Consider the following 21,972-nt stretch of genomic DNA (forward strand, 5'->3'; position numbering starts at 1 on the left):
GGTACGGGCCCCTCCGTCACCTCCCGTGACACGGACCTCGACACCGACAACGTCAAGCCCGGTTCAGTGCAGCGCGGACGCGTCGAAGCGTCCGGGCCGACGGTGGTGGTCGGTGCGGGCCGGTCAGCCGATCTCGAACGTGGCCGGGTCCGGGCCGAGCCGGCGGTCCTCGTTCAGAGCGGAGATGGCCGCGATGTCCTCGGTGTCCAGGGAGAAGTCGAAGACGTCGATGTTCTCCTTGATCCGCGACGGGGTCACGGACTTCGGGATCACGACGTTGCCGAGCTGGATGTGCCAGCGCAGTACGACCTGTGCGGGGGTGCGGCCGTGCTTCTGGGCGATGGCGACGATCGCCGGAACCTCCAGGAGGCCCTTGCCCTGGCCCAGTGGGGACCAGGCCTCGGTCGCGATGCCCTGCTCCGCGTGGAACTCACGAGCGGCGTTCTGCTGGAGGTGCGGGTGCAGCTCGATCTGGTTGACGGCCGGGATGACGGACGTCTCGTCGATCAGCTTCGCCAGGTGCTCCGGCAGGAAGTTGGATGTGCCGATGGCCTTGGCGCGGCCGTCGGCGTAGATCTTCTCGAAGGCCTTGAACGAGTCGATGTTCGTGCCGCGGGACGGCATCGGCCAGTGGATCAGGTACAGATCCACGTGGTCCAGGCCGAGCTTCTCCAGCGAGGTGTCGAAGGCGCGCAGGGTGGAGTCGTACCCCTGGTCGCTGTTCCAGAGCTTGGTGGTGACGAAGAGCTCCTCGCGCGGGACGCCCGACGCGGCGATGGCCTTGCCGGTGCCCTCTTCGTTGCCGTAGATCGCCGCGGTGTCGATGCTGCGGTACCCGGACTCCAGCGCGGTGGCGACCGCCCGCTCCGCCTCGTCGTCCGGCACCTGCCAGACACCGAAGCCCAGCTGCGGCATCTCGACGCCGTTGTTCAGGATGATCGGGGGGACCTTGCTCACGAGCTCTCGATCCTTCAGTCGTCGGGTGGTTCTGCCATGGTCAACGATCACGGCCCGTGATGCATTCCTGACCGGGCCCGTGGTCCTGTGAAATACAGATTGGCCGAAAGGCCCACCGCGCCGGCCCCCGCCGACCGCCGTTTCCCGCGCCGTCCGGCCGCTACGCCCGGTACAGCGCCTCGACCTCCGACGTGTACGCCTTCTCGATCGCCTTGCGCTTCAGCTTCAGCGACGGGGTCAGCAGGCCGTGCTCCTCGGTGAACTGGTGGGCCAGTATCCGGAACGTACGGATCGACTCGGCCTGCGAGACCAGGGTGTTCGCGGCGACCACGGCGCGCCGCACCTCGGTCTCCAGATCGGCGTCGCGCACCAGGTCGCCGGCGGCCAGCTGCGGCTTGCCGCGCATCTGGAGCCAGTGCTCGACCGCCTCGGAGTCGAGGGTGACGAGCGCGGCGATGTACGGGCGGTCGTTGCCGACCACGATGCACTGCGCGACCAGCGGATGGTCGCGCACCCGCTCCTCCAGTACGCCCGGCGAGACGCTCTTGCCGCCGGAGGTCACCAGGATCTCCTTCTTGCGCCCGGTGATGGTGAGGTAGCCGTCCTCGTCCAGGGAACCGAGGTCACCGGTGGCGAGCCAGCCGTCGTGCAGGGTGGCGTCCGTGGCCTTGTCGTTGTTGAGGTAGCCGTGGAACACGTTGCCGCCGTGCAGCCAGATCTCACTGTCGTCCGCGATGTGCACGGTGGTGCCCGGGATGGCCTGTCCGACGGTGCCGAACCGGGTGCGCTCGGGCGGGTTGGCGGTCGCGGCGGCCGTGGACTCGGTGAGCCCGTAGCCCTCGTAGATGACGACGCCCGCGCCCGCGAAGAACAGTCCGAGCCGCCGGTCCATCGCCGAACCGCCCGACATGGCGTGCTTGACCCGGCCGCCCATCGCGGCCCGCACCTTGGAGTAGACGAGCTTGTCGAAGACCTGGTGCTGCATGCGCAGGCTCGCGGAGGGGCCGGGGCCGATGCCCCAGGCTTTCGACTCGACGGCGTCCGCGTAGCGCACGGCGATGTCGACGGCCTTCTCGAAGGGCCCCGATCTGCCTTCCTTCTCGGCCTTGCGGCGGGCGGCGTTGAAGACCTTCTCGAAGATGTACGGCACGGCCAGGAAGAAGGTGGGCCGGAAGGCCGCCAGGTCCGGCAGCAGCGCGGCCGCGTTCAGCTGCGGCTGGTGCCCGAACTTGACCCTCCCGCGCACCGCGGCCACCTGCACCATCCGCCCGAAGACATGTGCGAGCGGCAGGAACAGCAGGGTGGTCGCCTCGTCGCCGCGCTTGGAGTGGAACACCGGCTCCCAGCGCTCGATGACGGTGTCCGCCTCGAACATGAAGTTCTCGTGCGACAGGACACAGCCCTTGGGCCGCCCGGTGGTGCCCGAGGTGTAGATGATCGTCGCGGTCGACTCGGGGGTGACGGCGCGGCGGTGCCGATGCACCACGTCGTCGTCGATGTGCGCCCCGGCCTCGTACAGCTCGTGCACCGCGCCCGCGTCGAGCTGCCACAGCTGCTGCAGCGTGGGCAGTCGGTCCACGACCGTGGCGATGGTCATCGCGTGGTCCTCGTGCTCCACCATGACCGCCGACACCTGCGCGTCGTGCAGCATCCAGAAGACCTGCTCGGCGGAGGACGTGGGATAGACGGGCACCACCTGGGCGCCGACCGTCCACAGGGCGAAGTCGAAGAGCGTCCACTCGTAGCGGGTGCGGCACATGATGGCGACGCGGTCGCCGAACCGGACGCCCTGGGCGAGCAGGCCCTTGGCCAGGGCCAGGACCTCGTCGCGGAACTCGGCAGCGGTGACGTCGCGCCACTCTCCCCGCTCGTCCTTGCGGCCGAGCGCGATGCGCAGCGGGTCCTCCTGGGCATACTCGAAGACGACGTCGGCCAGGCCGCCCACCGGCGGCGCCGACGCCAACGGGGGGTTGGTGAACTCGCGCAATACCGCTCCTCGTGGCGCTCCGCACAGCGCCGTGAAAGCTACCCCACCCCGCGACCGGACGGGAGGGGGCTCGAACCGCCGAGGGGCACGGCGTCCGCACTGGTCAGCCGAGGAAATGCCCGCACAAGGGGAAGGGTCGGACAGAAGTGCCTACGGTTCCGTAGGTTTCGGGTCCGCAATCTCCACGGAATCTGTACGACCCCGGACCAGTCCGCGGCGCCACCCGCGTCGGAGGGTGATCCTCCCCCTCCCACCGCCGTGTGAACCCTCTCCGCGGGCCTCGTGAACCCCCGCCAGGCCGCCACGGTCCCGGCCCGGGGGAGGCCCTCCGTCCCGGGCGAGGGCGGCCCCGACCGGCGCGCCGGGCCGCCCGGTGAGCGCGTGTCGAGCCGGTCCCGGCGGGGCGGGACCGGCTCCGGGGGGCTCAGGCCCGGGACGCCGGCACCTTCTCCGCTGGGGTGCCCGCCGGGCTCGCCGCGGCGCGCGGTGTCCGGACCAGGATCAGGACGAGCGCGCCCGCGGCCAGGGCGGTCAGCCCGGCCGCCACCGAGGCCGTGTCGAGCCGCGAGGCGAACGCGGCCCGCAGCGTGTGCTCGGGGACGGTGCCCCGCAGTGCCCCGGCGCCGCCGCCCGCCAGCGTGTGCGCCGCGTCCTGTGACAGCGTCTCCCGCATCCGGGAGATCAGCACGGTCCCGAAGACGGCCACCCCGAGCGCGTACCCGAGCTGCCGGACGGTGTTCACCGCGCCGCCGTTCCTGCGCCGGGTCAAGCAGCTCACGTACACCCGGATCCGCTGACCGCCCTCAGCCCCGACGCCCCCGGTGCAGCCGGTCCCCGCCCGCCAGGATCACCGCCGCGAGCGCGTCCGCCGCCCCCTGCGCCGACGGCCTCCGATGCCCGTGCACCAGCACGAAGTCCACCTCGCCCAGCGTGGGCAGGCCCGCCCGCTCCGGGACCCGGGCCAGCCCCGGCGGCACGAGCCCCCGGGAGTGGGCCATCACGCCGAGACCCGCGCGGGCCGCGGCGATCAGCCCGTTCAGGCTGCCGCTGGTGCAGGCGATGCGCCAGGACCGGCCCTGGCGTTCCAGCGCCTCCAGCGCGAGGGCCCGGGTGATGCCCGGCGGCGGATAGACGATCAGCGGCACCGGGCGGTCGGGGTCGAGACGCAGCCGCGGGGCGCCGATCCACACCAGGTGGTCGTGCCAGACGAGTTGGCCGACCGGGTCCTCGGGCCGCCGCTTCGCCAGCACCAGGTCGAGGTGGCCCGCCGCCAACCGCTCGTGCAGGGTGCCCGACAGCTCGACCGTCAGTTCCAGGTCCACCTCGGGATGGTCGGAGCGGAACCCCTCCAGGATCTCCGGCAGCCGGGTCAGCACGAAGTCCTCGGAGGCCCCGAAGCGCAGCCGGCCGCGCAGCCGCGTCCCGGCGAAGAACGCCGTGGCCTGCTCCTGCACCTCCAGGATCCGGCGCGCGAACCCGAGCATCGCCTCGCCGTCCTCGGTGAGTTCCACGGAGTGCGTGTCCCGGGAGAAGAACTGCCGTCCGGCCGCGTCCTCCAGCCGGCGCACATGCTGGCTGACCGTCGACTGGCGCACCCCGAGCCGCCGGGCGGCCTGCGTGAAGCTGAGGGTCTGCGCCACCGCCAGGAACGTACGCAGCTGCGAAGGGTCGTACATGTCGATCACGTTATCGTGGAACGTGATGACAGTCAGAGCGGTGTGAAGGATTCCCGATCGCGGAGGGGGAGAGGACGATGGAGAGGGCACGACCCGGGCCGGCCCGAACGGCACCTCCGCCGGCCCCGACCGACGCACCGAACGAGTAGTGGAGCACCGTGAAACGCCTGCAGTGGCCGAGTTGGATGCCGATCGATCCGTACATCCTGCTGTTGCTCGGGACCGTGGGGCTCGCCGCCCTGTTCCCGGCGAGCGGTACGGGAGCGGACGTCGCCTCGGGGGCGTCCACGGCGGCGATCGCGTTCCTCTTCTTCCTGTACGGCGCCCGCCTGTCGACCCGTGAGGCGGTGGAGGGCGTCAAGCACTGGCGGCTCCACACCACGGTGCTGGTGTGCACCTTCGTGGTGTTCCCGCTGCTCGGCCTCGCCGCCCGCGGCCTGGTCCCGGTGTTCCTGACGCACGACCTGTACACGGGCCTGCTCTTCCTCACGCTCGTCCCCTCGACCATCCAGTCGTCGATCGCCTTCACCTCGATCGCGCGCGGCAACGTGCCCGCCGCGATCTGCGCGGGCTCCTTCTCCTCGCTGGCCGGCATCGTCATCACACCCCTGCTCGCCGCCGCCCTGCTCGGCAACAGCGGCGGCGGGTTCTCCGCCGACTCGCTCGTCAAGATCGTGCTGCAACTGCTCGTGCCCTTCGTCGCCGGACAGGTGCTGCGGCCCTGGATCGGCGCGTTCATCACCCGGCACAAGAAGGTCCTCGGGTACGTCGACCGCGGCTCGATCCTGCTCGTCGTCTACACCGCGTTCAGCGAGGGCATGGTGCAGGGCATCTGGCACCAGGTCAGCGCCGTCCGGCTGGCGGGACTCCTGGTCGTCGAGGCGGTGCTGCTCGCCGTGATGCTGGCTCTCACCTGGTACGGAGGCAAGGCGTTGCACTTCGGCCGGGAGGACCGGATCGCCATCCAGTTCGCCGGGTCGAAGAAGTCGCTCGCCTCCGGACTCCCCATGGCCAGCGTCCTGTTCGGCGCGCACGCCTCGCTCGCCGTGCTGCCGCTGATGCTCTTCCACCAGATGCAGCTGATGGTGTGCGCGGTGATCGCCAAGCGCCGCGCCCGCGACCCCGAGGCGACGGGACCGGCCGACGGAACCGGCCCGGACCGCCCGGACACGACGACGGGCACCGGCGGAACACGCGGCGCGGGCGGCACCACCGGCTCGGCCGGGAGCGCTAGGAAGGCGCCCCCAGGCGCAGCGTCACGAAGCGCGGTCGGTACAGGGACACGTTCCGGCTGAGGTTCGTCTGCGCCGCACCGCCCGTGGCGTCCAGCCAGTTGACGTCGTAGCTCAGCACGATGCGCCCGCCCTCGCCCAGCTCGGGATGCGCCTGCGGGTTGTACGCGGCCACCTCGCCCCGCGGCAGCGGCGGGCTGAAACCGCGGGTGGGCCCGTGCCAGGGCCCGGTGGGGGCGCACGCCCAGTAGGAGGTGACCGTGGTCAGGCCCGCGGTGCCCGCCGCCATGGTGAACAGGACGTACGTGCCGCCGTCCCGCACGACGCTGAACGCGCTGCCCACGCCGGTGCTCCGGCTGTTCCCGAGCACCGGCGCGGGACGCCCGCGCACCGTCCACGCCCTGCCGTCCCAGTACTCCCAGGCCCCCGGCTCACCGAGCCGGCCGCGCGGCACCCGCGCCACGTACGCCCGCGAGGCGGAGCGCCCGGCGGCGCGGCCGTCGTCACCGCCGAAGACGTACGTCCAGCCGCCGGCGTCGACGGCGGTGGTGCCGAAGAGGACCCGCCGGGAGGCGTCGGGCACGGAACGCTGGTCCAGGACCGTGGTGACGCCTTCGAGGCGGAGTCCCGGCAGGGACAGCGTGGCGACCTCGGTGGACGTGGGCACCCCGTAGATCCAGGGCGCCGGGCCGGTGGCGCGCGTCCACAGCAGGACACGCAGGACCTGCTCGCCGGAGGCGGGGGAGCGGGGTTCGACGCGGGCCGCCACCGGCCAGCGCCACTGCTGCGGGGCCGGGTCGGGAAAGAGGGGCGCGGGCAGCGTGCTCTCCGGCGTGCCGTCGCGCGCCGCCACGACCGCCGCGTTGCGCACCAGGGGCGTGCTCACGTCACGCCAGGCGTACGACTCGCCGACCGGGTTCGGCGGTGCGTACACGGGCCCGAGATAGGTGTCCGAGAACAGCCACAGCGTCCGGCCGTCCGGCAGCCGCACCGAATGGGTTCCGTCGCCGCCGGTCCAGTCGTCGGCGCGGCCGGCGTCGTCCCCGTACCGCGCGAACGCGTCCGTGTGCCGAGCGTCCGCGGACCAGGACCGCACACCGCGGGCGGCGCACGTGCCGCCGCCCTCCCGGTCGTGGTCCGGGAGGGCGGTGAGCAGCACGGCGGCCGAGACCAGGGCCAGCAGCACGCCGAGCCCGGTCCCGGTCCGCCGTCGCGTTCGTGCGTCGTCGGGCACGCACGGGACGTTAGTGGCCCCCGCCCACCCGGTCCATGGGGAGCCACAGGACGGTGTCGCGGGTGGCGTGTGCCGCGGGCTCCGCCGCCAGTTCGGCGTCGCTCAACGCCCGGTCGTGGACGCGCACGTCGTCGAGGGTGCCGGTGAAGTACGCCCGGCTGTCCATCCGTTGGCCGATGTGCACCCCGAACGGTGCGTTCCGGCTGACCGATCCGGGCACGTCCGCGGTACTCACGGCCGATCCGTCGACGGACAGGGTGAGCTGTCCGCCGCCGCGGCGCAGCGCCAGATGGTGCCACTGGCCGTCGTTGTACGCGCCCGTGGTCCGCACGGACGCGGTGGCCGGGGCCGCCGCACCGTTCCTTGTGGTGATGAGACCGGTGATCCGGCCGGACGCGGGCTCCCCGCGCACCCACACCTGCGGCTGCGTCGTACCGATCCCGCCCATCCACAGCAGGGGCTGTTCACCGCTGGCCGCCGTGTAGCGGAACCACAGGGAGGCCGTGAAGTCCTTTGTCCCCAGCGGCAGTCGGCTGCTGTAGGGCAGACGTACGGCGTCGTCGGTGCCGTCGAACTCCAGCGCGCCGCCGCGGACGCCCGCCGTCTCGTGGGCGCCGCCGAGGACCACGGCCCGCCGGGCGAACGGCACGAGGTCGGCGGTCGTCGGGTCGGGGCCCCGACGGGGCCGGAGCCAGTCCTCGGTGAAGCGGGCGAAGCGGATCTCGTCGCGTGCGTCGACCGCGCCACCCTCGTAGAGCAGGCCCACCGCGTCGCCGTCGATCCGCACCAGGTCGGAGTAGCCCGACCAGTCGGAGGTCACGACGGTCCCGCGGTCGACGCTGTCCCAGGTGCGCCCGCCGTCGTAGGAGGAGCGGATCATCATGGTCCGGCGGCGGTCCGGGTCGCCCGGGCAGGCCAGCAGGATCCGGTCGCCGACGCGCAGGACCGAGCCCTGCACCTGGGGCGCGTACAGGTCGGGGACGGCGGCGAAGGGCGACACGAAGCTGTCGCCGCCGTCCCGGCTCACCGCCTGGGTGCGGTGGCCCAGGTCGGTGCCGTCCTGCTCGCGGCCGCTGACCAGGACCGACCCGTCGGTCCGCTCGGTGAGTGTCATCTCGGACGGCTTCTGCCGGAAGGCCCCGTCGTCCGCGATCGGCCAGGAGTCCCGCGCGCCGATGTCCCAGTGGTCGCCGCCGTCGTCGCTGGTGATGAGCGCGGCGTTGTTGGCCGTGACCCGACCGCCGTCCCACGTCTCGGTGTTGACGGCGAAGACGAGGCGTCCCGCGTGGCGTCCGTGGGTGAGCTGGATGCCGTGCACCGGGCCGGTGGCGTACCAGGAGTTCCAGGTCGCGGGCAGGATCTCGTCGCTCAGGTCGCGCGGCTGCGACCAGGTGAGACCGTCGTCGTCGCTGTACTGGAGGTGCGGGGTGCGGTCGCACGGCACCGAGCAGCTCGCGCTGTCGGTCCGGCCCGTGTTGTACGTCTCGGCGAGCAGGATCCGGCCCGTCTCGCGGTCGACGACCGGCGTGGGGTTGCCGTGGGTGTCGCCGCCCCCGTCGTTGACGACCCGCAGCGGGCTCCAGGTGCGTCCGCCGTCGCCGGAGCGCTTCACCACGATGTCGATGTCCGCCGCGTCACCGCAGTTCAGGACGCGCCCCTCGGCGAACGCCAGCAGCGTTCCGTCCGTGGTCCGCACGACGGACGGGATGCGGAAGCAGGCGTAACCCGGGTCCTGGGAGGCCTTGAACAGCACCTGCTGCTCGAACGTACCGGGCGCGGTGGCGGTGGCGGTGGCGCTGGCGCTGGTGGGGGCGGCCGTGGCCGTATCGGCCGGTGAGGCGTGTGCCGTGCCGGGCAGTGTGAGCAGTGCGGCGGCGGCCGAGAGGGCGGTGAGCGCGGCGCCCGGACGGGTGCGGGAGCGGCGGCGCGGGCCGGGGGCCGAGACGGGCCGCCGGCGGGCGGTGAAACGCGGGCCCGGTCGCGCGGCGAGTGCGGATCTCAGACGGCTGCGGAGGCGTGACGGCATGCTGCGACCTGCCCTTCGTACGGCGGGGCAATCCGGATTCTCTGGACATCCCACGTCCAACGTTCGCGCCGCAGACGCTACTTGGGCCCTCGCCCACCTCACAAGGAGCGTGCACCGGTCGTGTTCACGCCAGATTTTCGGCTGCCGACGGCGAGCGGGCGGAGCGTTCGGGCGCAAGATCACCTTGCCTCGGCCCGCCCCGGGAGGACCGGACGCGGCACGGCCGCGCGTGTCGGTTCGTGGCCGTACGGCGGAGGGCGCGGACCGCGGGAACGCGGGCCGTCCCGGCCGGCCGTGCCACGCCCGACGGCCCCGGCGGGAGCAGTTCACGGGCTTGTTGATCCGGATTTCCGGTACGGACGGCTGATGCGGGCTAACGTTCCGTCATGACCGCACCCGAAGCCGAACCCCGCCTCGCCCTCGATCCGGCGTGCACCGCCCTCGTGCTCGTCGATCTGATGGAGCGCATCGTGGCGCTGCCCCTGGCGCCCCACAAGGGCACCGAAGTCCTCGCCACCGCAGAGGAGTTGGCGGCCACCTTCCGCAAGGCGGGCGCGCTCGTCGTGCTCGTCCGGGTCGAGCGGTCCGGAGTGCCCGAGCAGCCCCCCGGCAGCGGACTCGTCGCCGGGCTCGCCGAGGCGGGCGACCTGGAGATCGTGAAGCGGACCATCGGCGGGTTCCAGGGCACCGGTCTCGACGACAAGCTGCGCGAACACGGTGTCTCCACCCTGGTGTTCGGTGGGATCGCCACCAACCTCGGGGTCGAGTCGACCGCGCGCGCCGCCGGAGACCTCGGCTACGACCTCGTCTTCGTCGAGGACGCGATGGCCGCGTTCACCGCCCCCGAGCACGACGCCTCCGTCCGGCTGGACTTCCCCCGCCTCGGCACCGTCGTGGCAGCGGCGGAGGTGCGCTTCACGGCACGGTGAGCGGCGGCCGGGGGAAGCCGGTGTGCCGCGTCGCGCGGCGAAGCGCGGGTGCCTGCCGGGAGAGCCGGTGTGCCGCGTCGCGTCACGGCGGGCGGCGAGGGCCGGTGCGCCCGCCGAGGTGAGCCGCGGGCGCCGGTGGCCCACCGCGTACGACCTCCTGGTGACGTGCGGAATCCGGTGCGATGCCGGCGGGTGTCCCTGGCGTCGCGATGTGCGGAGCGGTGCGACGCGCGGACTCCGGTGCGATGCCGGCGAGCATCCCGGGCGTCGGGATGCGGTACCGGTGGGATGCGCCTCATTGTGCTGCGCGTCCCACCGGTCTCGCGGTCCCATCGGTCGCGCCGGCCCACTGTGCGCGCCGGACCGGCCTCCCGGTCCGGCGCCCTGCTTCGGTCCGGCGCCGTCCGTCCGGCCGGGCCTCAGACCAGCACCCCGCCCCCGTCCACCACGACCACCGATCCCGTGGTGTAGCCGCCGCGCATCAGGTACAGGTAGGCCTCCGCGACATCCTCCGGTTCGCCCGCCCGGCCGACGGGCAGGGAAGCGGCGGCGGACGCGAACAGCCCGTCGCGGTCCTGGGCCGGCAGGTCCCGCCACAGCTCCGTGCGCACCACCCCCGGCGAGACGGCGTTCACCCGGAGCGGCGCGAGCTCCAGGGCGAGGGCCCTGGTGAGCGACTCCATCGCCCCGCACAGGCTCGCCGCGACGGTCGTCCCCGGCAGGGGCCGGCGCCCGGCCGTACCGGTCGTCAGGACCACCGAGCCGCCCTCCCGGATCACCGGAGCGCCGTGCTTCACGGCCGTGTACGCGCCCCACAGCCGGGTGTCCAGGAAGCCCCGGGCCCGCGTCAGGTCCGACTCGGCGAGGGTTTCCAGCAGCAGGGACTCACCGGCCGTGTACACGAGGTGGTCGAACGCGCCGACCCGGCCGAAGAACTCCCGGACGGCCTGCTCGTCGGTGGCGTCCAGCACCTCCCCCTCGGCGCCCGCGGGCAGCCTCTTCAGCGCCGCCTCCACACCTTCCCGGCGGCGGGAGGCGACCACCACCTCCGCCCCCTCCCGCGCGGCCGCCTCCGCGACCGCGAACCCGATCCCCGCCGTACCGCCGATCACGACGACCCGCTGTCCTCGCAGACCCATGTCCGTTCCCTTCCGCGTCTTCCCCGGGGCCACCCCGGTGTCTGCAAGCCTGCGCGCGGCCCCGCCCCGCCGTCCAAGACCTCTTGCGGCGCCGGCGATACCCTGAAGGCATCGCCACCGTGTGGACGAAAGGGGCGGCCGTGGATCTCGACCTGCGCAAGGTCCGTTACTTCGTGACGGTGGCCGAACTGCTGCACTTCGGACGCGCGGCGGAGCGGCTGCACATCGCCCAGCCGGTGCTGAGCCGTCAGATCAGGGCCCTGGAGAAGGACGTGGACGCGGTGCTCCTCGACCGCGACAGCCACGGGGTGCGGTTGACGGCCGCCGGACGTCAACTCCTCGACGACTCGCGCCCGTTGCTCGCCGCGGCCGAGGCCGCCCGGCGCCGGGCGCACCGTGCGGCGCGCGGCCCGCGCCGGCTCGTCGTGGGCTTCCGGGCCGGGGTGGTCGTCACCCACGCCCTGCGCGCCTTCTCCGCCGGCCATCCCGACGTCGACGTGGCCGCCCGTCGCGTCGAGTGGGACGACCAGGAACAGCTGATCCTCGACGGGACCGTCGACGTCGCCTACGTCCGCAGGCCCGTCGACGAGCGGGGACTCACGCTGCTGCCCCTGTTCGGCGAGGCCAGGGTCGCCATGCTCCCGGCCGCCCACCGGCTCGCCGGGAAGCAGGAACTCCTGCTCGGCGACCTGGACGGCGAGACCTGGCTGCGCTACTCCGACCCCGGCCCGGACGACACACCGATCAGGACCGTCGAGGAGAAGTTCGAGCGCGTGGCGGGCGGCGCCGGCATCACGCTCGTACCGGAGTCGGTGGCGGCGCAGTACTCCCGGCCCGACATCACCTACGTGCCCGTCACGGACGCCGCGCCCGACCAGGTGTTCCTCGCCTGGGAGGCGGGCCGCCGCGCCCCCCTGGTCGCCGCGTTCGCCGAGGTCGCGGGGGTACGCGGCTGAGGCGGGGCCCCTCCGGCGCAGGGGGCGCACCCCGCCGTTCGGGGCCCCGCCGCCGTGTCGCGGGGAGCCGGGTCAGCCCTGGGCGGCCTCGGCCCGCAGAGCGATCCGGTGCTCGCCCGCGTACACGTTCATGTTGGAGCCGCGCAGGAAGCCGACCAGGGTCAGGCCGGTCTCCGCGGCCAGGTCGACCGCGAGCGACGACGGGGCGGAGACCGCCGCCAGCACCGGGATGCCGGCCATCACCGCTTTCTGCGCCAGCTCGAAGGAGGCCCGGCCGGAGACCAGCAGGACCGTCCGGGACAGCGGGAGCGTGCCGTTCTGCAGGGCGCGGCCGACCAGCTTGTCGACCGCGTTGTGCCGGCCCACGTCCTCGCGGACGTCCACCAGCTCGCCCTCCTCGGTGAACAGCGCCGCCGCGTGCAGACCCCCGGTCCGGTCGAAGACCCGCTGGGCCGCGCGCAGCCGGTCGGGGAGGCGCGCGAGCAGCTCGGGCTCCAGCCGTACCGGGGGAGTCGTGTCGCCCGCCGTGTCGTCGACGGGCCAGCGGGCCGTGGTGCGGACCGCGTCGAGGCTCGCCTTGCCGCACAGGCCGCAGGAGGACGTCGTGTACACGTTGCGTTCGAGCGTGATGTCGGGGATGACGACGCCCGGCGCGGTCGTCACGTCGACGACGTTGTAGCTGTTGGAGCCGTCCACGGTGGCGCCCGCGCAGTACACGATGTTCTGCAGCTCCTCGGCCGCGCCGAGCACCCCCTCGCTGACCAGGAAGCCCGCCGCGAGGGCGAAGTCGTCGCCCGGGGTGCGCATCGTGATGGCGAGGGGCTTGCCGTTGAGGCGGATCTCCAGCGGCTCCTCGGCGACCAGCGTGTCGGGGCGGGTGTTCACGGCCCCGTCCCGGATGCGGATCACCTTGCGTCGTTCCGTGACTCGTCCCATGTCCTGATCAGTCCCGGTTCTGTCCGTGCGGCCGGCCGGAGAGGCCCTTCATGCGGCGGTTGCCGTGCGGGTCACCGGCCCGTCGCGCGACCGGGTGACCGTCAGGCCCTCATTGTCCTGCACGGACGGAGCGGACCGCATGCCGCCCGGCCCCGCGGCCCGCTCCGCGCTCATGCCGCCGTCCGCAGCGCGAGCAGGTCCGAGATGGCGTGGACGGTGCGCAGGGTCGGCACCGGCACCCCGGTGATCTCGGCGAGTTCCACGACGGCCGCGAGCAGCACGTCGAGTTCCAGCGGTTTGCCGCGCTCCAGGTCCTGGAGCGTGGAGGTGCGGTGGTCCCCGACCCGCTCGGCGCCCGCGAGGCGCCGCTCGATGGACACCCCCACCTCGCAGCCGAGTGCCTCGGCGACGCTCAGCGTCTCGGTCATCATGATCTCGATGACCCTGCGCGTCCCGCCGTGCAGGCACATCTGCCGCATCGTGGCGCGGGCGAGTGCGCTGATCGGGTTGAAGGAGATGTTGCCGAGCAGCTTGAGCCAGATGTCGTTGCGCAGATCCGGTTCGACCGGGCACTTCAGCCCGCCCTCCCGCATCGCGTCGCCGAACGCCAGGCAGCGCGCCGACACCGACCGGTCCGGCTCCCCGATGGAGAACCGGGTGCCTTCGAGGTGACGGACGACGCCGGGCCCCTCCAGTTCCGTCGCGGCGTACACGACGCAGCCGATGGCCCGCTCGGGCGCGAGCACCGCACTGACCGCGCCGCCGGGGTCCACGCTCTCCACACGGTGACCGTCGTGGGGTCCGCCGTGCCGGTGGAAGTACCACCAGGGGATGCCGTTCTGGGCGGCGATCACCGCCGTGGTGTCGTGCAGCAACGGCTCGATGAGCGGCCCGCACGCCGCGTACGAGTTGGCCTTGAGGCCGAGGAAGACGTAGTCGACCGGACCGATCTCGGCCGGGTCGTCGGTGGCGTGGGCCCGGGCGGTGAAGTCGCCGCGCGGGCTGAGGACTTGGACGCCGTGCTGCCTCATGGCCGCGAGATGCGGTCCACGGGCCACGAGATGCACGTCGGCGCCCGCTCGGTGCAGCGCGGCGCCGACGTAGGCGCCGATCGCACCGGCGCCGAGAACTGCGACTCTCACTGTGTGGCGCTCCGTTCGGTCGAGGGTACCGAGGAACTTCCGAACTTGTCGACGAAATATTGTCTACAGGATGGAATGACTGGCGGCAAGGGATTCGACAACCACCGGGCGAAGGAGGTGAATCGGCCACGGGCGCGACCCTGCCGGCGTCCGCGGACCCGCTCGGCCCGCGTCCGCGACCGTTCGTCGCGTCAGGAGGACCGCTCGTCGCACACGTCCCGACGGTTCGCGTCACGCGGGTTCCCAGCCGGGCAACCGCTTCCTATCGTTCCGGATCATGAGCCCCCCTGTCGCACCCCCCGGCTGGAGCCGCTGGCTCGTCCCGCCGGCCGCCCTGTCGGTCCACCTCTCCATCGGCCAGGCCTACGCCTGGAGCGTCTTCAAGCCGCCGCTCGAGTCCGCGCTCGGTCTCAGCGGGACGGAGAGCGCGCTGCCCTTCCAGCTCGGCATCGTGATGCTCGGTCTGTCCGCCGCGTTCGGCGGCACGCTCGTCGAGCGCAACGGCCCGCGCTGGGCGATGACCGTCGCCCTCGTCTGCTTCTCCTCCGGCTTCCTGATCTCCGCGCTCGGCGCCGCCACCGAGCAGTACTGGCTGATCGTCTTCGGCTACGGATTCGTCGGCGGGATAGGCCTCGGCATCGGCTACATATCGCCGGTGTCCACCCTGATCAAGTGGTTCCCGGACCGGCCCGGCATGGCCACCGGCATCGCGATCATGGGCTTCGGGGGCGGCGCGCTGATCGCCTCGCCCTGGTCCGCCCAGATGCTGAAGTCCTTCGGGTCCGACTCCTCCGGCATCGCCCTCGCGTTCCTCGTGCACGGACTGACGTACGCCGTCTTCATGACGCTCGGTGTGCTGCTGGTGCGCGTGCCGCGCGGCGAGCGGCCGGTCGCCTCCGGGCCGAGCGCGCTCGACGGCGTCCAGGTCTCGGCACGCAGCGCGGTGCGCACCCCGCAGTTCTGGTGCCTGTGGATCGTGCTCTGCATGAACGTGACCGCGGGCATCGGCATCCTGGAGAAGGCCGCCCCGATGATCACGGACTTCTTCGCCGACACCTCCACCCCCGTGTCCGTCTCCGCGGCCGCCGGCTTCGTCGCCCTGCTGTCCGCCGCCAACATGGCCGGCCGGATCGGCTGGTCCTCGACCTCCGACCTGATCGGACGCAAGAACATCTACCGCGTCTACCTCGGCGTCGGCGCGCTCATGTACGCGCTCATCGCCTGGTTCGGGGACTCCTCCAAGCCGCTGTTCGTCATCGGCGCCCTGGTGATCCTCTCCTTCTACGGCGGGGGCTTCGCCACCGTCCCGGCCTACCTGAAGGACCTCTTCGGCACCTACCAGGTCGGCGCGATCCACGGGCGGCTGCTCACCGCCTGGTCCACGGCGGGCGTTCTCGGACCGCTCATCGTCAACCGGATCGCGGACCACCAGGAGGCGGCCGGCAAACACGGCGCTTCCCTGTACGGCATGTCGTTCCTGATCATGATCGGGCTGCTCGTCGTAGGCTTCGTCGCCAACGAGTTCGTGCGGCCCGTCCACCCCCGCCACCACGTCCCCGCACCGAGGGAGGCAGCCGATGTCGCACGACAGCAGCCCGAGTCCGCCTGACCGGCGACCGCTCATCGCCTTCGCCTGGCTCTGGGTGGGCGCACCCCTGTGCTACGGCGTCTACGAGCTGGTACAGAAAGTGACACAACTGTTCAGCGGATGAGTGTTCGGGCGTCCGAGAGTCTGACAGAAGCCGACAAGCCTGGCGCCCAGATCCTGTGGCATCACCTGCCGTCGTACCCGTGAGTCACTGATCAGACTGGTGGATCCCGCTACCCAAGGCAACGAGGGGGACCACTCATGAACGGCTCACGGATCGCCGCCGTCGGCCATTACCAGCCCGCCCAGATCCTCACCAACGAGGATCTGGCGGGCCTGGTCGACACCAGTGACGAGTGGATCAGGAGCCGGGTCGGTATCCGGACGCGGCACATCGCCGGGCCCGACGAGCCGGTCGACGAGCTGGCCGCGCACGCCGCCGCCAAGGCGCTCGCCGCCGCCGGGCTCACGCCGGGCGACATCGACCTGGTGCTCGTCGCCACGTCCACCGCCGTCGACCGCTCCCCGAACATGGCCGCCCGGGTCGCCGCCCGCCTCGGCATCCCCTCCCCGGCCGCCATGGACGTCAACGTCGTCTGCGCCGGTTTCACGCACGCCCTCGCCACCGCCGACCACGCCGTGCGCGCCGGTGCCGCGACCCGGGCGCTCGTCATCGGCGCCGACAAGATGTCCGAAGTGACGGACTGGACCGACCGCACGACCTGCGTCCTGGTCGGGGACGGCGCGGGCGCCGCCGTCGTCGAGGCCTCGGCGCCGGGCGCGGAACCCGGCATCGGCCCCGTGCTGTGGGGCTCGGTGCCCGAGATGGGGCACGCGGTTCGCATCGAGGGCACCCCCGCGCGCTTCGCGCAGGAGGGCCAGAGCGTCTACCGCTGGGCGACCACCCAGCTCCCGCCGATCGCCCGCAGGGCCTGCGAACGCGCCGGCCTCACCCCCGAGGACCTCGCCGGCGTCGTCCTGCACCAGGCGAACCTGCGCATCATCGAGCCGCTCGCCCAGAAGATCGGCGCGGTCAACGCCGTCGTCGCACGGGACGTCGTCGAGTCCGGGAACACCTCGGCCGCGAGCATCCCGCTCGCCTTCTCCAAGCTCGTCGAGCGCGGCGAGATCTCCAAGGGTGACCCCGTGCTGCTGTTCGGCTTCGGCGGCAACCTCTCGTACGCCGGACAGGTCGTCCGCTGCCCCTGATCCGGCTCCCGGCGGTCCGACCGGGCTGCCGGCGCGCCCCGGCCGGGATCCGGCCACCCCTGTGACAGGCCCAACTCCCGTGCCCGCGCGGCTTTGTGCGCCGTAGACTGTAGGCGAAAGACAATTCATAATTGCCTTTCCCTATCGCGGCGACGGCGCTGCCCAGGAGGGACCGTGATGTTGTCGGCAGGACTGCCTCAGGGAGCGGTACCCAAGCTCGAACGGCCCGGCCCACTGCGCGACCGTGTGTACGAGGCGCTGCTCGAACTCATCACCACCCGTGCCCTCCAGCCGGGCCAGCACCTCGTCGAGAGCGAACTCGCCGGCCACCTCGGGGTGTCCCGGCAGCCGGTACGGGAGGCGCTGCAGCGTCTGAGCACGGAGGGCTGGGTCGATCTGCGGCCCGCCCAGGGCGCGTTCGTGCACGAGCCGACCGAGGAGGAGGCCGACCAGCTCCTCACGGTGCGGACGCTCCTGGAGGCCGAGGCGGCCCGGCTCGCCGCCGGCAACGCGGGCAGCGACGCGATCAGAGCGCTGGAGGACCTGTGCGCGGAGGGCGAGCGGGCGGTGGCCGCCGACGACGTGGACGCCGCGGTCGCGCTGAACGCCCGGCTGCACGCCAAGGTCATGGAGCTCGCCGGGAACGCGGTGCTCGCGGAGCTCGCCGCGCAGGTCGACCGCCGGGTCCGCTGGTACTACACACCGGTCGCCCGGCAGCGCGGCCGGCAGTCCTGGATCGAGCACCGCGAGCTGATCGCCGCGATCGCGGGACGCGACGGTCAGCGTGCCACCGCGGTCATGCGGGCCCACACGGAGCACACCCGGAAGATGTACCACGAGCGCGCGAAGTGACCGTCTGAACAACGGCGTTGACCGACCCGCCGACCGTCCGCGACACCCCCGTCGACGGTCCGAGGGATGTCCGCACGCCCGGCTTTGTCCACGGAGTGGAGAAAGTAGGTGCCGATTGCTGCGCTACTTCTTCCCACCTCCGGCAGCCACTGCTACGTTCCCCTCGAAAGCGGACCGGTGCGGGTGGCCGGAAACCGACGGACGCAGGCCGGTGGGGCGGGGAGGGGCTCGTGAGACGGATGACGGCACGACCCGCGAACGCCCATCAGGCCCGGCTGCTGCGGCTGTTGCGTGACGGCGGCCCCAACTCCCGCGCACAGCTCGGCGATCAGATCGACCTGTCCCGGTCGAAACTGGCCGTCGAGGTGGACCGGCTCCTGGAGACCGGGCTCGTCGTGGCCGACGGCCTCGCCGCCTCCCGGGGCGGTCGCCGCTCCCACAACATCCGGCTCGCGCCGGCGCTGCGCTTCCTGGGCGTCGACATCGGGGCGACCTCGGTCGACGTGGCCGTCACCAACGCCGAACTGGAGATCCTGGGACACATCAACCAGCCCATGGACGTCCGCGAGGGCCCGGTCGCGGTCTTCGAACAAGTCCTCGGCATGGCAGCGAAGTTGAAGGCCTCGGGGTTCGCGGAGGGGTTCGACGGCGCCGGCATCGGCGTCCCGGGACCGGTCCGCTTCCCCGAGGGCGTACCGGTCGCCCCGCCGATCATGCCCGGCTGGGACGGCTTCCCGGTCCGCGAGGCACTCAGCCAGGAACTCGGCTGCCCGGTCATGGTCGACAACGACGTGAACCTGATGGCGATGGGGGAGCAGCACGCGGGCGTCGCGCGCTCCGTGGGCGACTTCCTCTGCGTCAAGATCGGCACCGGCATCGGCTGCGGCATCGTCGTCGGCGGAGAGGTGCACCGCGGGGCGACGGGCAGCGCGGGGGACATCGGGCACATCCAGGCCGTTCCCGGCGGACGTCCCTGCGCCTGCGGCAACCGGGGCTGCCTGGAGGCCCACTTCAGCGGCGCCGCGCTCGCGCGCGACGCCCTGGACGCCGCCCACCAGGGACGGTCGGCCGAACTCGCCGCGCGGCTGGAGGCGAACGGCGGCCTCACCGCCGTCGACGTCGCCGCCGCCGCCGCGGCGGGCGACGCCACCGCGCTCGACCTGATCCGGGAGGGCGGCAACCGCACCGGCCAGGTCATCGCCGCACTCGTCAGCTTCTTCAATCCGGGCCTGGTGGTGATCGGCGGCGGGGTGACAGGTCTCGGCCACACCCTGCTCGCCACGATCCGCACCCAGGTCTACCGCCAGTCGCTTCCGCTCGCGACCGGCAACCTGCCCATCGTCCTCGGGGAGCTGGGCCCCACCGCCGGAGTCATCGGCGGAGCCCGGCTGATCAGCGACCACCTCTTCTCACCCGCGTAACCCGCACCCCCACCACGGAGCACCGGCACGACGCCCGGCTCCGCCGTGTCCGAAAACAGCTCGCCCTGTACGCGCACCACCCGGCAACCGGCCCGCACGCCTGCCAAGGGGAACCGTCATGGCACCCGAACCACCGCTGCTCACCATGTCCGGCATCACCAAGTCGTTCCCCGGCGTCCGGGCACTCGACGGCGTCGACCTCGACGTGCAGGCCGGCGAGGTCCACTGCCTGCTCGGCCAGAACGGCGCCGGAAAATCCACGCTCATCAAGGTCCTGGCCGGCGCCCACCAGCCCGACGACGGCACCATCAGCTGGCGCGGCGAACCCGTCACCCTCCGGTCCCCGATCGCCGCGATGCGCCTCGGTATCGCCACCATCTACCAGGAACTCGACCTGGTGGAAGGCCTGTCGGTGGCCGAGAACGTCCACCTCGGACACGAACTCACCACCGCCGGATTCGTCGTGCGCGGGAAGGCCGCCAAGGCGTCGACAGCCGCGCTGCTCCACCGACTCGGGCACCCGGAGATCGATCCGGGGCGACTCGTCGGCGACCTGTCGGCGGCCCAGCAGCAGATCGTCTCCATGGCCCGGGCGCTCTCCCACGACGTGCGGCTGATCGTCATGGACGAGCCGTCCGCCGCCCTCGACCCCGACGAGGTCGACAACCTCTTCCGCATCGTCGGCGACCTGACCGCCGCCGGCGTCGCCGTCGTGTACATCTCGCACCGGCTGGAGGAGATCCGCCGCATCGGCGACCGGGTCACCGTGCTCAAGGACGGGCGGGCGGTCGCGGGCGGACTGCCCGCCAGGTCCACCCCGACCCGCGAGGTCGTGGCCCTGATGACCGGCCGGAACGTCGAGTACGCCTTCCCCGACCGGCCGGCCGAACGGCCGGCGGCCGACCCCGTCCTCACCGTCCGGGGCCTCTCCCGGGAGGGCGAGTTCGCACCCCTCGACCTCGACGTGCGCCCCGGCGAGATCGTCGGCCTCGCGGGGCTCGTCGGCTCCGGACGCTCCGAGATCCTGGAGACGATCTACGGGGCGCGCAGGCCCACCACCGGCCGGGTCGCCGTCGGCGGCACGCCGCTGCGCACCGGGAGCGTGCGGGCGGCCGTGCGCGCCGGGCTCGGCCTCGCACCCGAGGAGCGCAAGGCGCAGGCCCTGCTGATGCTGGAGTCCGTCACCCGCAACGTGTCCGTGTCGTCCATGTCCCGCTACGCGCACGCGGGCTGGATCGACCGGCGGGCCGAGCGCGTCGCGGCGCGGGCCGCGACCCGGGAGCTCTCGCTGCGCCCCGACAACCCGTCCGTGCCGGTCCGCACCCTGTCCGGCGGGAACCAGCAGAAGGTCGTGCTCGCCCGCTGGCTGCTGCGCGGCTGCCGGGTCCTGCTCCTCGACGAACCCACCCGCGGCGTCGACGTCGGCGCCCGCGCCGAGCTGTACGCCGTCGTCCGGCGGCTCGCCGACGAGGGGCTCGCCGTCCTCATGGTCTCCAGCGAGGTGCCCGAGGTGCTCGGCCTCGCCGACCGGGTCCTCGTGCTCCGCGAGGGTCGCGTCGTCCACGAGGCGCCGGCGGCGGAGCTGGACGAACACCGCGTACTCGACCTCGTCATGGAAGGAAGCCCTGTGGCCAGTGAAGGGAGCCCGGCGTCATGACGCAGCACGTGTCCCCGCCCCGGGAAGGCACCGACAAGGTGCCCTCGACGGGTGAACTCCCCGCGTGGCGCACGGCGGTGTTCCGCGCCGACGTCCGCACCCTCTCGCTCCTCGGTGTCCTCGCCGTCCTCGTCGTCATCGGAGGGGTGACCCGGCCCGACGAGTTCCTCGACACCCGCAACCTCCAACTCGTGCTCACCCAGGCCTCGGTGATCGGTGTGGTCACCGTCGGCATGACCTTCGTCATCACCTCCGGCGGCATCGACCTGTCGGTCGGCGCGATCGTCGCGCTGTCCTCGGTGTGGGCGACCACGGTCGCCACCCAGGAGTACGGCTTCGCGGGCATCCTCTTCACCGCCGTGCTCGTCGGCGTGGGCTGCGGCCTCGTCAACGGACTGCTCGTCGCGTACGGCGGGGTGGTGCCCTTCATCGCCACGCTCGCCATGCTCGCCTCGGCCCGCGGTCTCGCCCTCCAGCTCACCGACGGCAGGACCCAGATCGTGTCGGTGGACAGCGTCCTCAGGCTCGGTGAGCGCGACGCGTACGTGCTGGGCATCCCGCCGCTGGTCCTCGTCTTCGCCGTCGTCACCGTCATCGGCTGGCTGATCCTGAACCGCACCACCTTCGGCCGCCGCACCGTCGCCGTCGGCGGCAACGCGGAGGCGGCCCGCCTCGCCGGCATCGACGTACGACGCCAGCGGCTCTACCTCTATCTGCTGTCCGGACTGTGCTGCGGCATCGCCGCGTTCCTGTTGATCATCCTGTCCGGCTCCGGCCAGAACACCAACGGCAACCTGTACGAACTCGACGCCATCGCGGCCGCGATCATCGGCGGCACCCTGCTCAGCGGAGGCCGCGGCACCATCACCGGCTCCGTACTGGGCGTCCTCATCTTCACGACGATCACCAACATCTTCGCGCTGAACAACCTCCAGAGCGACGTCCAGCAGATCGCCAAGGGCGCGATCATCGTCGCCGCGGTCCTGGTCCAGCGGCGCACAGCAAGCACGACCTGACACGGGAAGGGTCCA

The 21,972-nt window shown here is 72.5% G+C and carries 17 protein-coding genes and 1 pseudogene; 9 read left to right on the plus strand and 9 right to left on the minus strand.

Annotated features, from left to right (window positions below; translation table 11 throughout):
* Nucleotides 1–123 precede the first annotated feature (123 nt).
* From AB0C62_RS26315 to AB0C62_RS26330, 4 genes and pseudogenes are all read right to left on the minus strand, one after another.
* Nucleotides 124–915, minus strand: a complete 792-nt coding sequence (locus AB0C62_RS26315; protein ID WP_362977244.1) for an aldo/keto reductase — start codon at nt 913–915, stop codon at nt 124–126.
* A 202-nt stretch (nt 916–1,117) separates the two neighbouring features.
* Entirely contained in the window at nt 1,118–2,944 is a 1,827-nt protein-coding gene (locus AB0C62_RS26320; protein ID WP_362977099.1) for an AMP-binding protein, read from the minus strand.
* Between the two features lie 424 nt (nt 2,945–3,368).
* Nucleotides 3,369–3,695, minus strand: a pseudogene (locus AB0C62_RS26325) (MFS transporter); the annotation flags it as partial.
* 52 nt (nt 3,696–3,747) lie between these two features.
* Nucleotides 3,748–4,620, minus strand: coding sequence for a LysR substrate-binding domain-containing protein (locus tag AB0C62_RS26330; protein ID WP_362977101.1), 873 nt, complete (start codon nt 4,618–4,620; stop codon nt 3,748–3,750).
* A gap of 185 nt (nt 4,621–4,805) precedes the next feature.
* Here AB0C62_RS26330 and AB0C62_RS26335 point away from each other — a divergent pair, with 185 nt between their 5' ends.
* Nucleotides 4,806–5,915, plus strand: a complete 1,110-nt coding sequence (locus tag AB0C62_RS26335; protein ID WP_362977246.1) for a bile acid:sodium symporter family protein — start codon at nt 4,806–4,808, stop codon at nt 5,913–5,915.
* Here the strand turns inward: AB0C62_RS26335 and AB0C62_RS26340 are convergent.
* Nucleotides 5,851–7,086 (minus strand): DUF4185 domain-containing protein, encoded by a 1,236-nt coding sequence (locus AB0C62_RS26340; protein ID WP_362977103.1) that lies wholly within the window; start codon nt 7,084–7,086, stop codon nt 5,851–5,853. The two genes, AB0C62_RS26335 and AB0C62_RS26340, sit on opposite strands and share 65 nt — an antisense overlap.
* Nucleotides 7,087–7,096: 10 nt before the next feature.
* Nucleotides 7,097–9,112 (minus strand): sialidase family protein, encoded by a 2,016-nt coding sequence (locus AB0C62_RS26345; RefSeq protein ID WP_362977105.1) that lies wholly within the window; start codon nt 9,110–9,112, stop codon nt 7,097–7,099.
* 386 nt (nt 9,113–9,498) lie between these two features.
* Here AB0C62_RS26345 and AB0C62_RS26350 point away from each other — a divergent pair, with 386 nt between their 5' ends.
* Nucleotides 9,499–10,041 (plus strand): isochorismatase family protein, encoded by a 543-nt coding sequence (locus AB0C62_RS26350; protein ID WP_362977107.1) that lies wholly within the window; start codon nt 9,499–9,501, stop codon nt 10,039–10,041.
* 419 nt (nt 10,042–10,460) lie between these two features.
* Here the strand turns inward: AB0C62_RS26350 and AB0C62_RS26355 are convergent, their stop codons facing one another.
* Nucleotides 10,461–11,180 carry an SDR family oxidoreductase gene (locus AB0C62_RS26355; protein WP_362977109.1) on the minus strand — a complete coding sequence of 240 codons (720 nt, stop codon included), beginning with the start codon at nt 11,178–11,180 and terminating at the stop codon, nt 10,461–10,463.
* Between the two features lie 140 nt (nt 11,181–11,320).
* Between AB0C62_RS26355 and AB0C62_RS26360 the strand changes: the two genes are divergently transcribed.
* Nucleotides 11,321–12,136, plus strand: coding sequence for a LysR substrate-binding domain-containing protein (locus tag AB0C62_RS26360; RefSeq protein WP_362977111.1), 816 nt, complete (start codon nt 11,321–11,323; stop codon nt 12,134–12,136).
* Nucleotides 12,137–12,208: 72 nt separating this feature from the next.
* Here the strand turns inward: AB0C62_RS26360 and fdhD are convergent, their stop codons facing one another.
* Together fdhD and AB0C62_RS26370 are read right to left on the minus strand one after the other, a co-directional pair.
* Nucleotides 12,209–13,072, minus strand: a complete 864-nt coding sequence (gene fdhD, locus AB0C62_RS26365; RefSeq protein ID WP_362977113.1) for a formate dehydrogenase accessory sulfurtransferase FdhD — start codon at nt 13,070–13,072, stop codon at nt 12,209–12,211.
* 170 nt (nt 13,073–13,242) lie between these two features.
* Nucleotides 13,243–14,214, minus strand: coding sequence for a 2-dehydropantoate 2-reductase (locus AB0C62_RS26370; RefSeq protein WP_362977115.1), 972 nt, complete (start codon nt 14,212–14,214; stop codon nt 13,243–13,245).
* A 277-nt stretch (nt 14,215–14,491) separates the two neighbouring features.
* Between AB0C62_RS26370 and AB0C62_RS26375 the strand changes: the two genes are divergently transcribed.
* The 6 genes from AB0C62_RS26375 to AB0C62_RS26400 all read left to right on the plus strand — a co-directional run bounded on the left by AB0C62_RS26375 (nt 14,492) and on the right by AB0C62_RS26400 (nt 21,957).
* Nucleotides 14,492–15,823, plus strand: coding sequence for an OFA family MFS transporter (locus tag AB0C62_RS26375; protein ID WP_362977117.1), 1,332 nt, complete (start codon nt 14,492–14,494; stop codon nt 15,821–15,823).
* A 240-nt stretch (nt 15,824–16,063) separates the two neighbouring features.
* Nucleotides 16,064–17,011, plus strand: coding sequence for a beta-ketoacyl-ACP synthase III (locus tag AB0C62_RS26380; protein ID WP_362977119.1), 948 nt, complete (start codon nt 16,064–16,066; stop codon nt 17,009–17,011).
* Between the two features lie 177 nt (nt 17,012–17,188).
* Entirely contained in the window at nt 17,189–17,863 is a 675-nt protein-coding gene (locus AB0C62_RS26385) for a GntR family transcriptional regulator (protein ID WP_362977121.1), read from the plus strand.
* A gap of 239 nt (nt 17,864–18,102) precedes the next feature.
* Nucleotides 18,103–19,284: an ROK family transcriptional regulator gene (locus tag AB0C62_RS26390; protein ID WP_362977123.1), complete on the plus strand. Its 1,182-nt coding sequence runs from the start codon at nt 18,103–18,105 to the stop codon at nt 19,282–19,284.
* Between the two features lie 118 nt (nt 19,285–19,402).
* Complete coding sequence (locus AB0C62_RS26395; RefSeq protein WP_362977125.1) at nt 19,403–20,941, plus strand: sugar ABC transporter ATP-binding protein; 1,539 nt, start codon at nt 19,403–19,405, stop codon at nt 20,939–20,941.
* Nucleotides 20,938–21,957 (plus strand): ABC transporter permease, encoded by a 1,020-nt coding sequence (locus AB0C62_RS26400; RefSeq protein ID WP_362977127.1) that lies wholly within the window; start codon nt 20,938–20,940, stop codon nt 21,955–21,957. Before AB0C62_RS26395 ends, AB0C62_RS26400 begins: the two co-directional genes overlap by 4 nt.
* Nucleotides 21,958–21,972 lie beyond the last annotated feature (15 nt).

The organism is Streptomyces sp. NPDC048643, from assembly GCF_040650615.1.
Classification (GTDB): Bacteria; Actinomycetota; Actinomycetes; order Streptomycetales; family Streptomycetaceae; genus Streptomyces.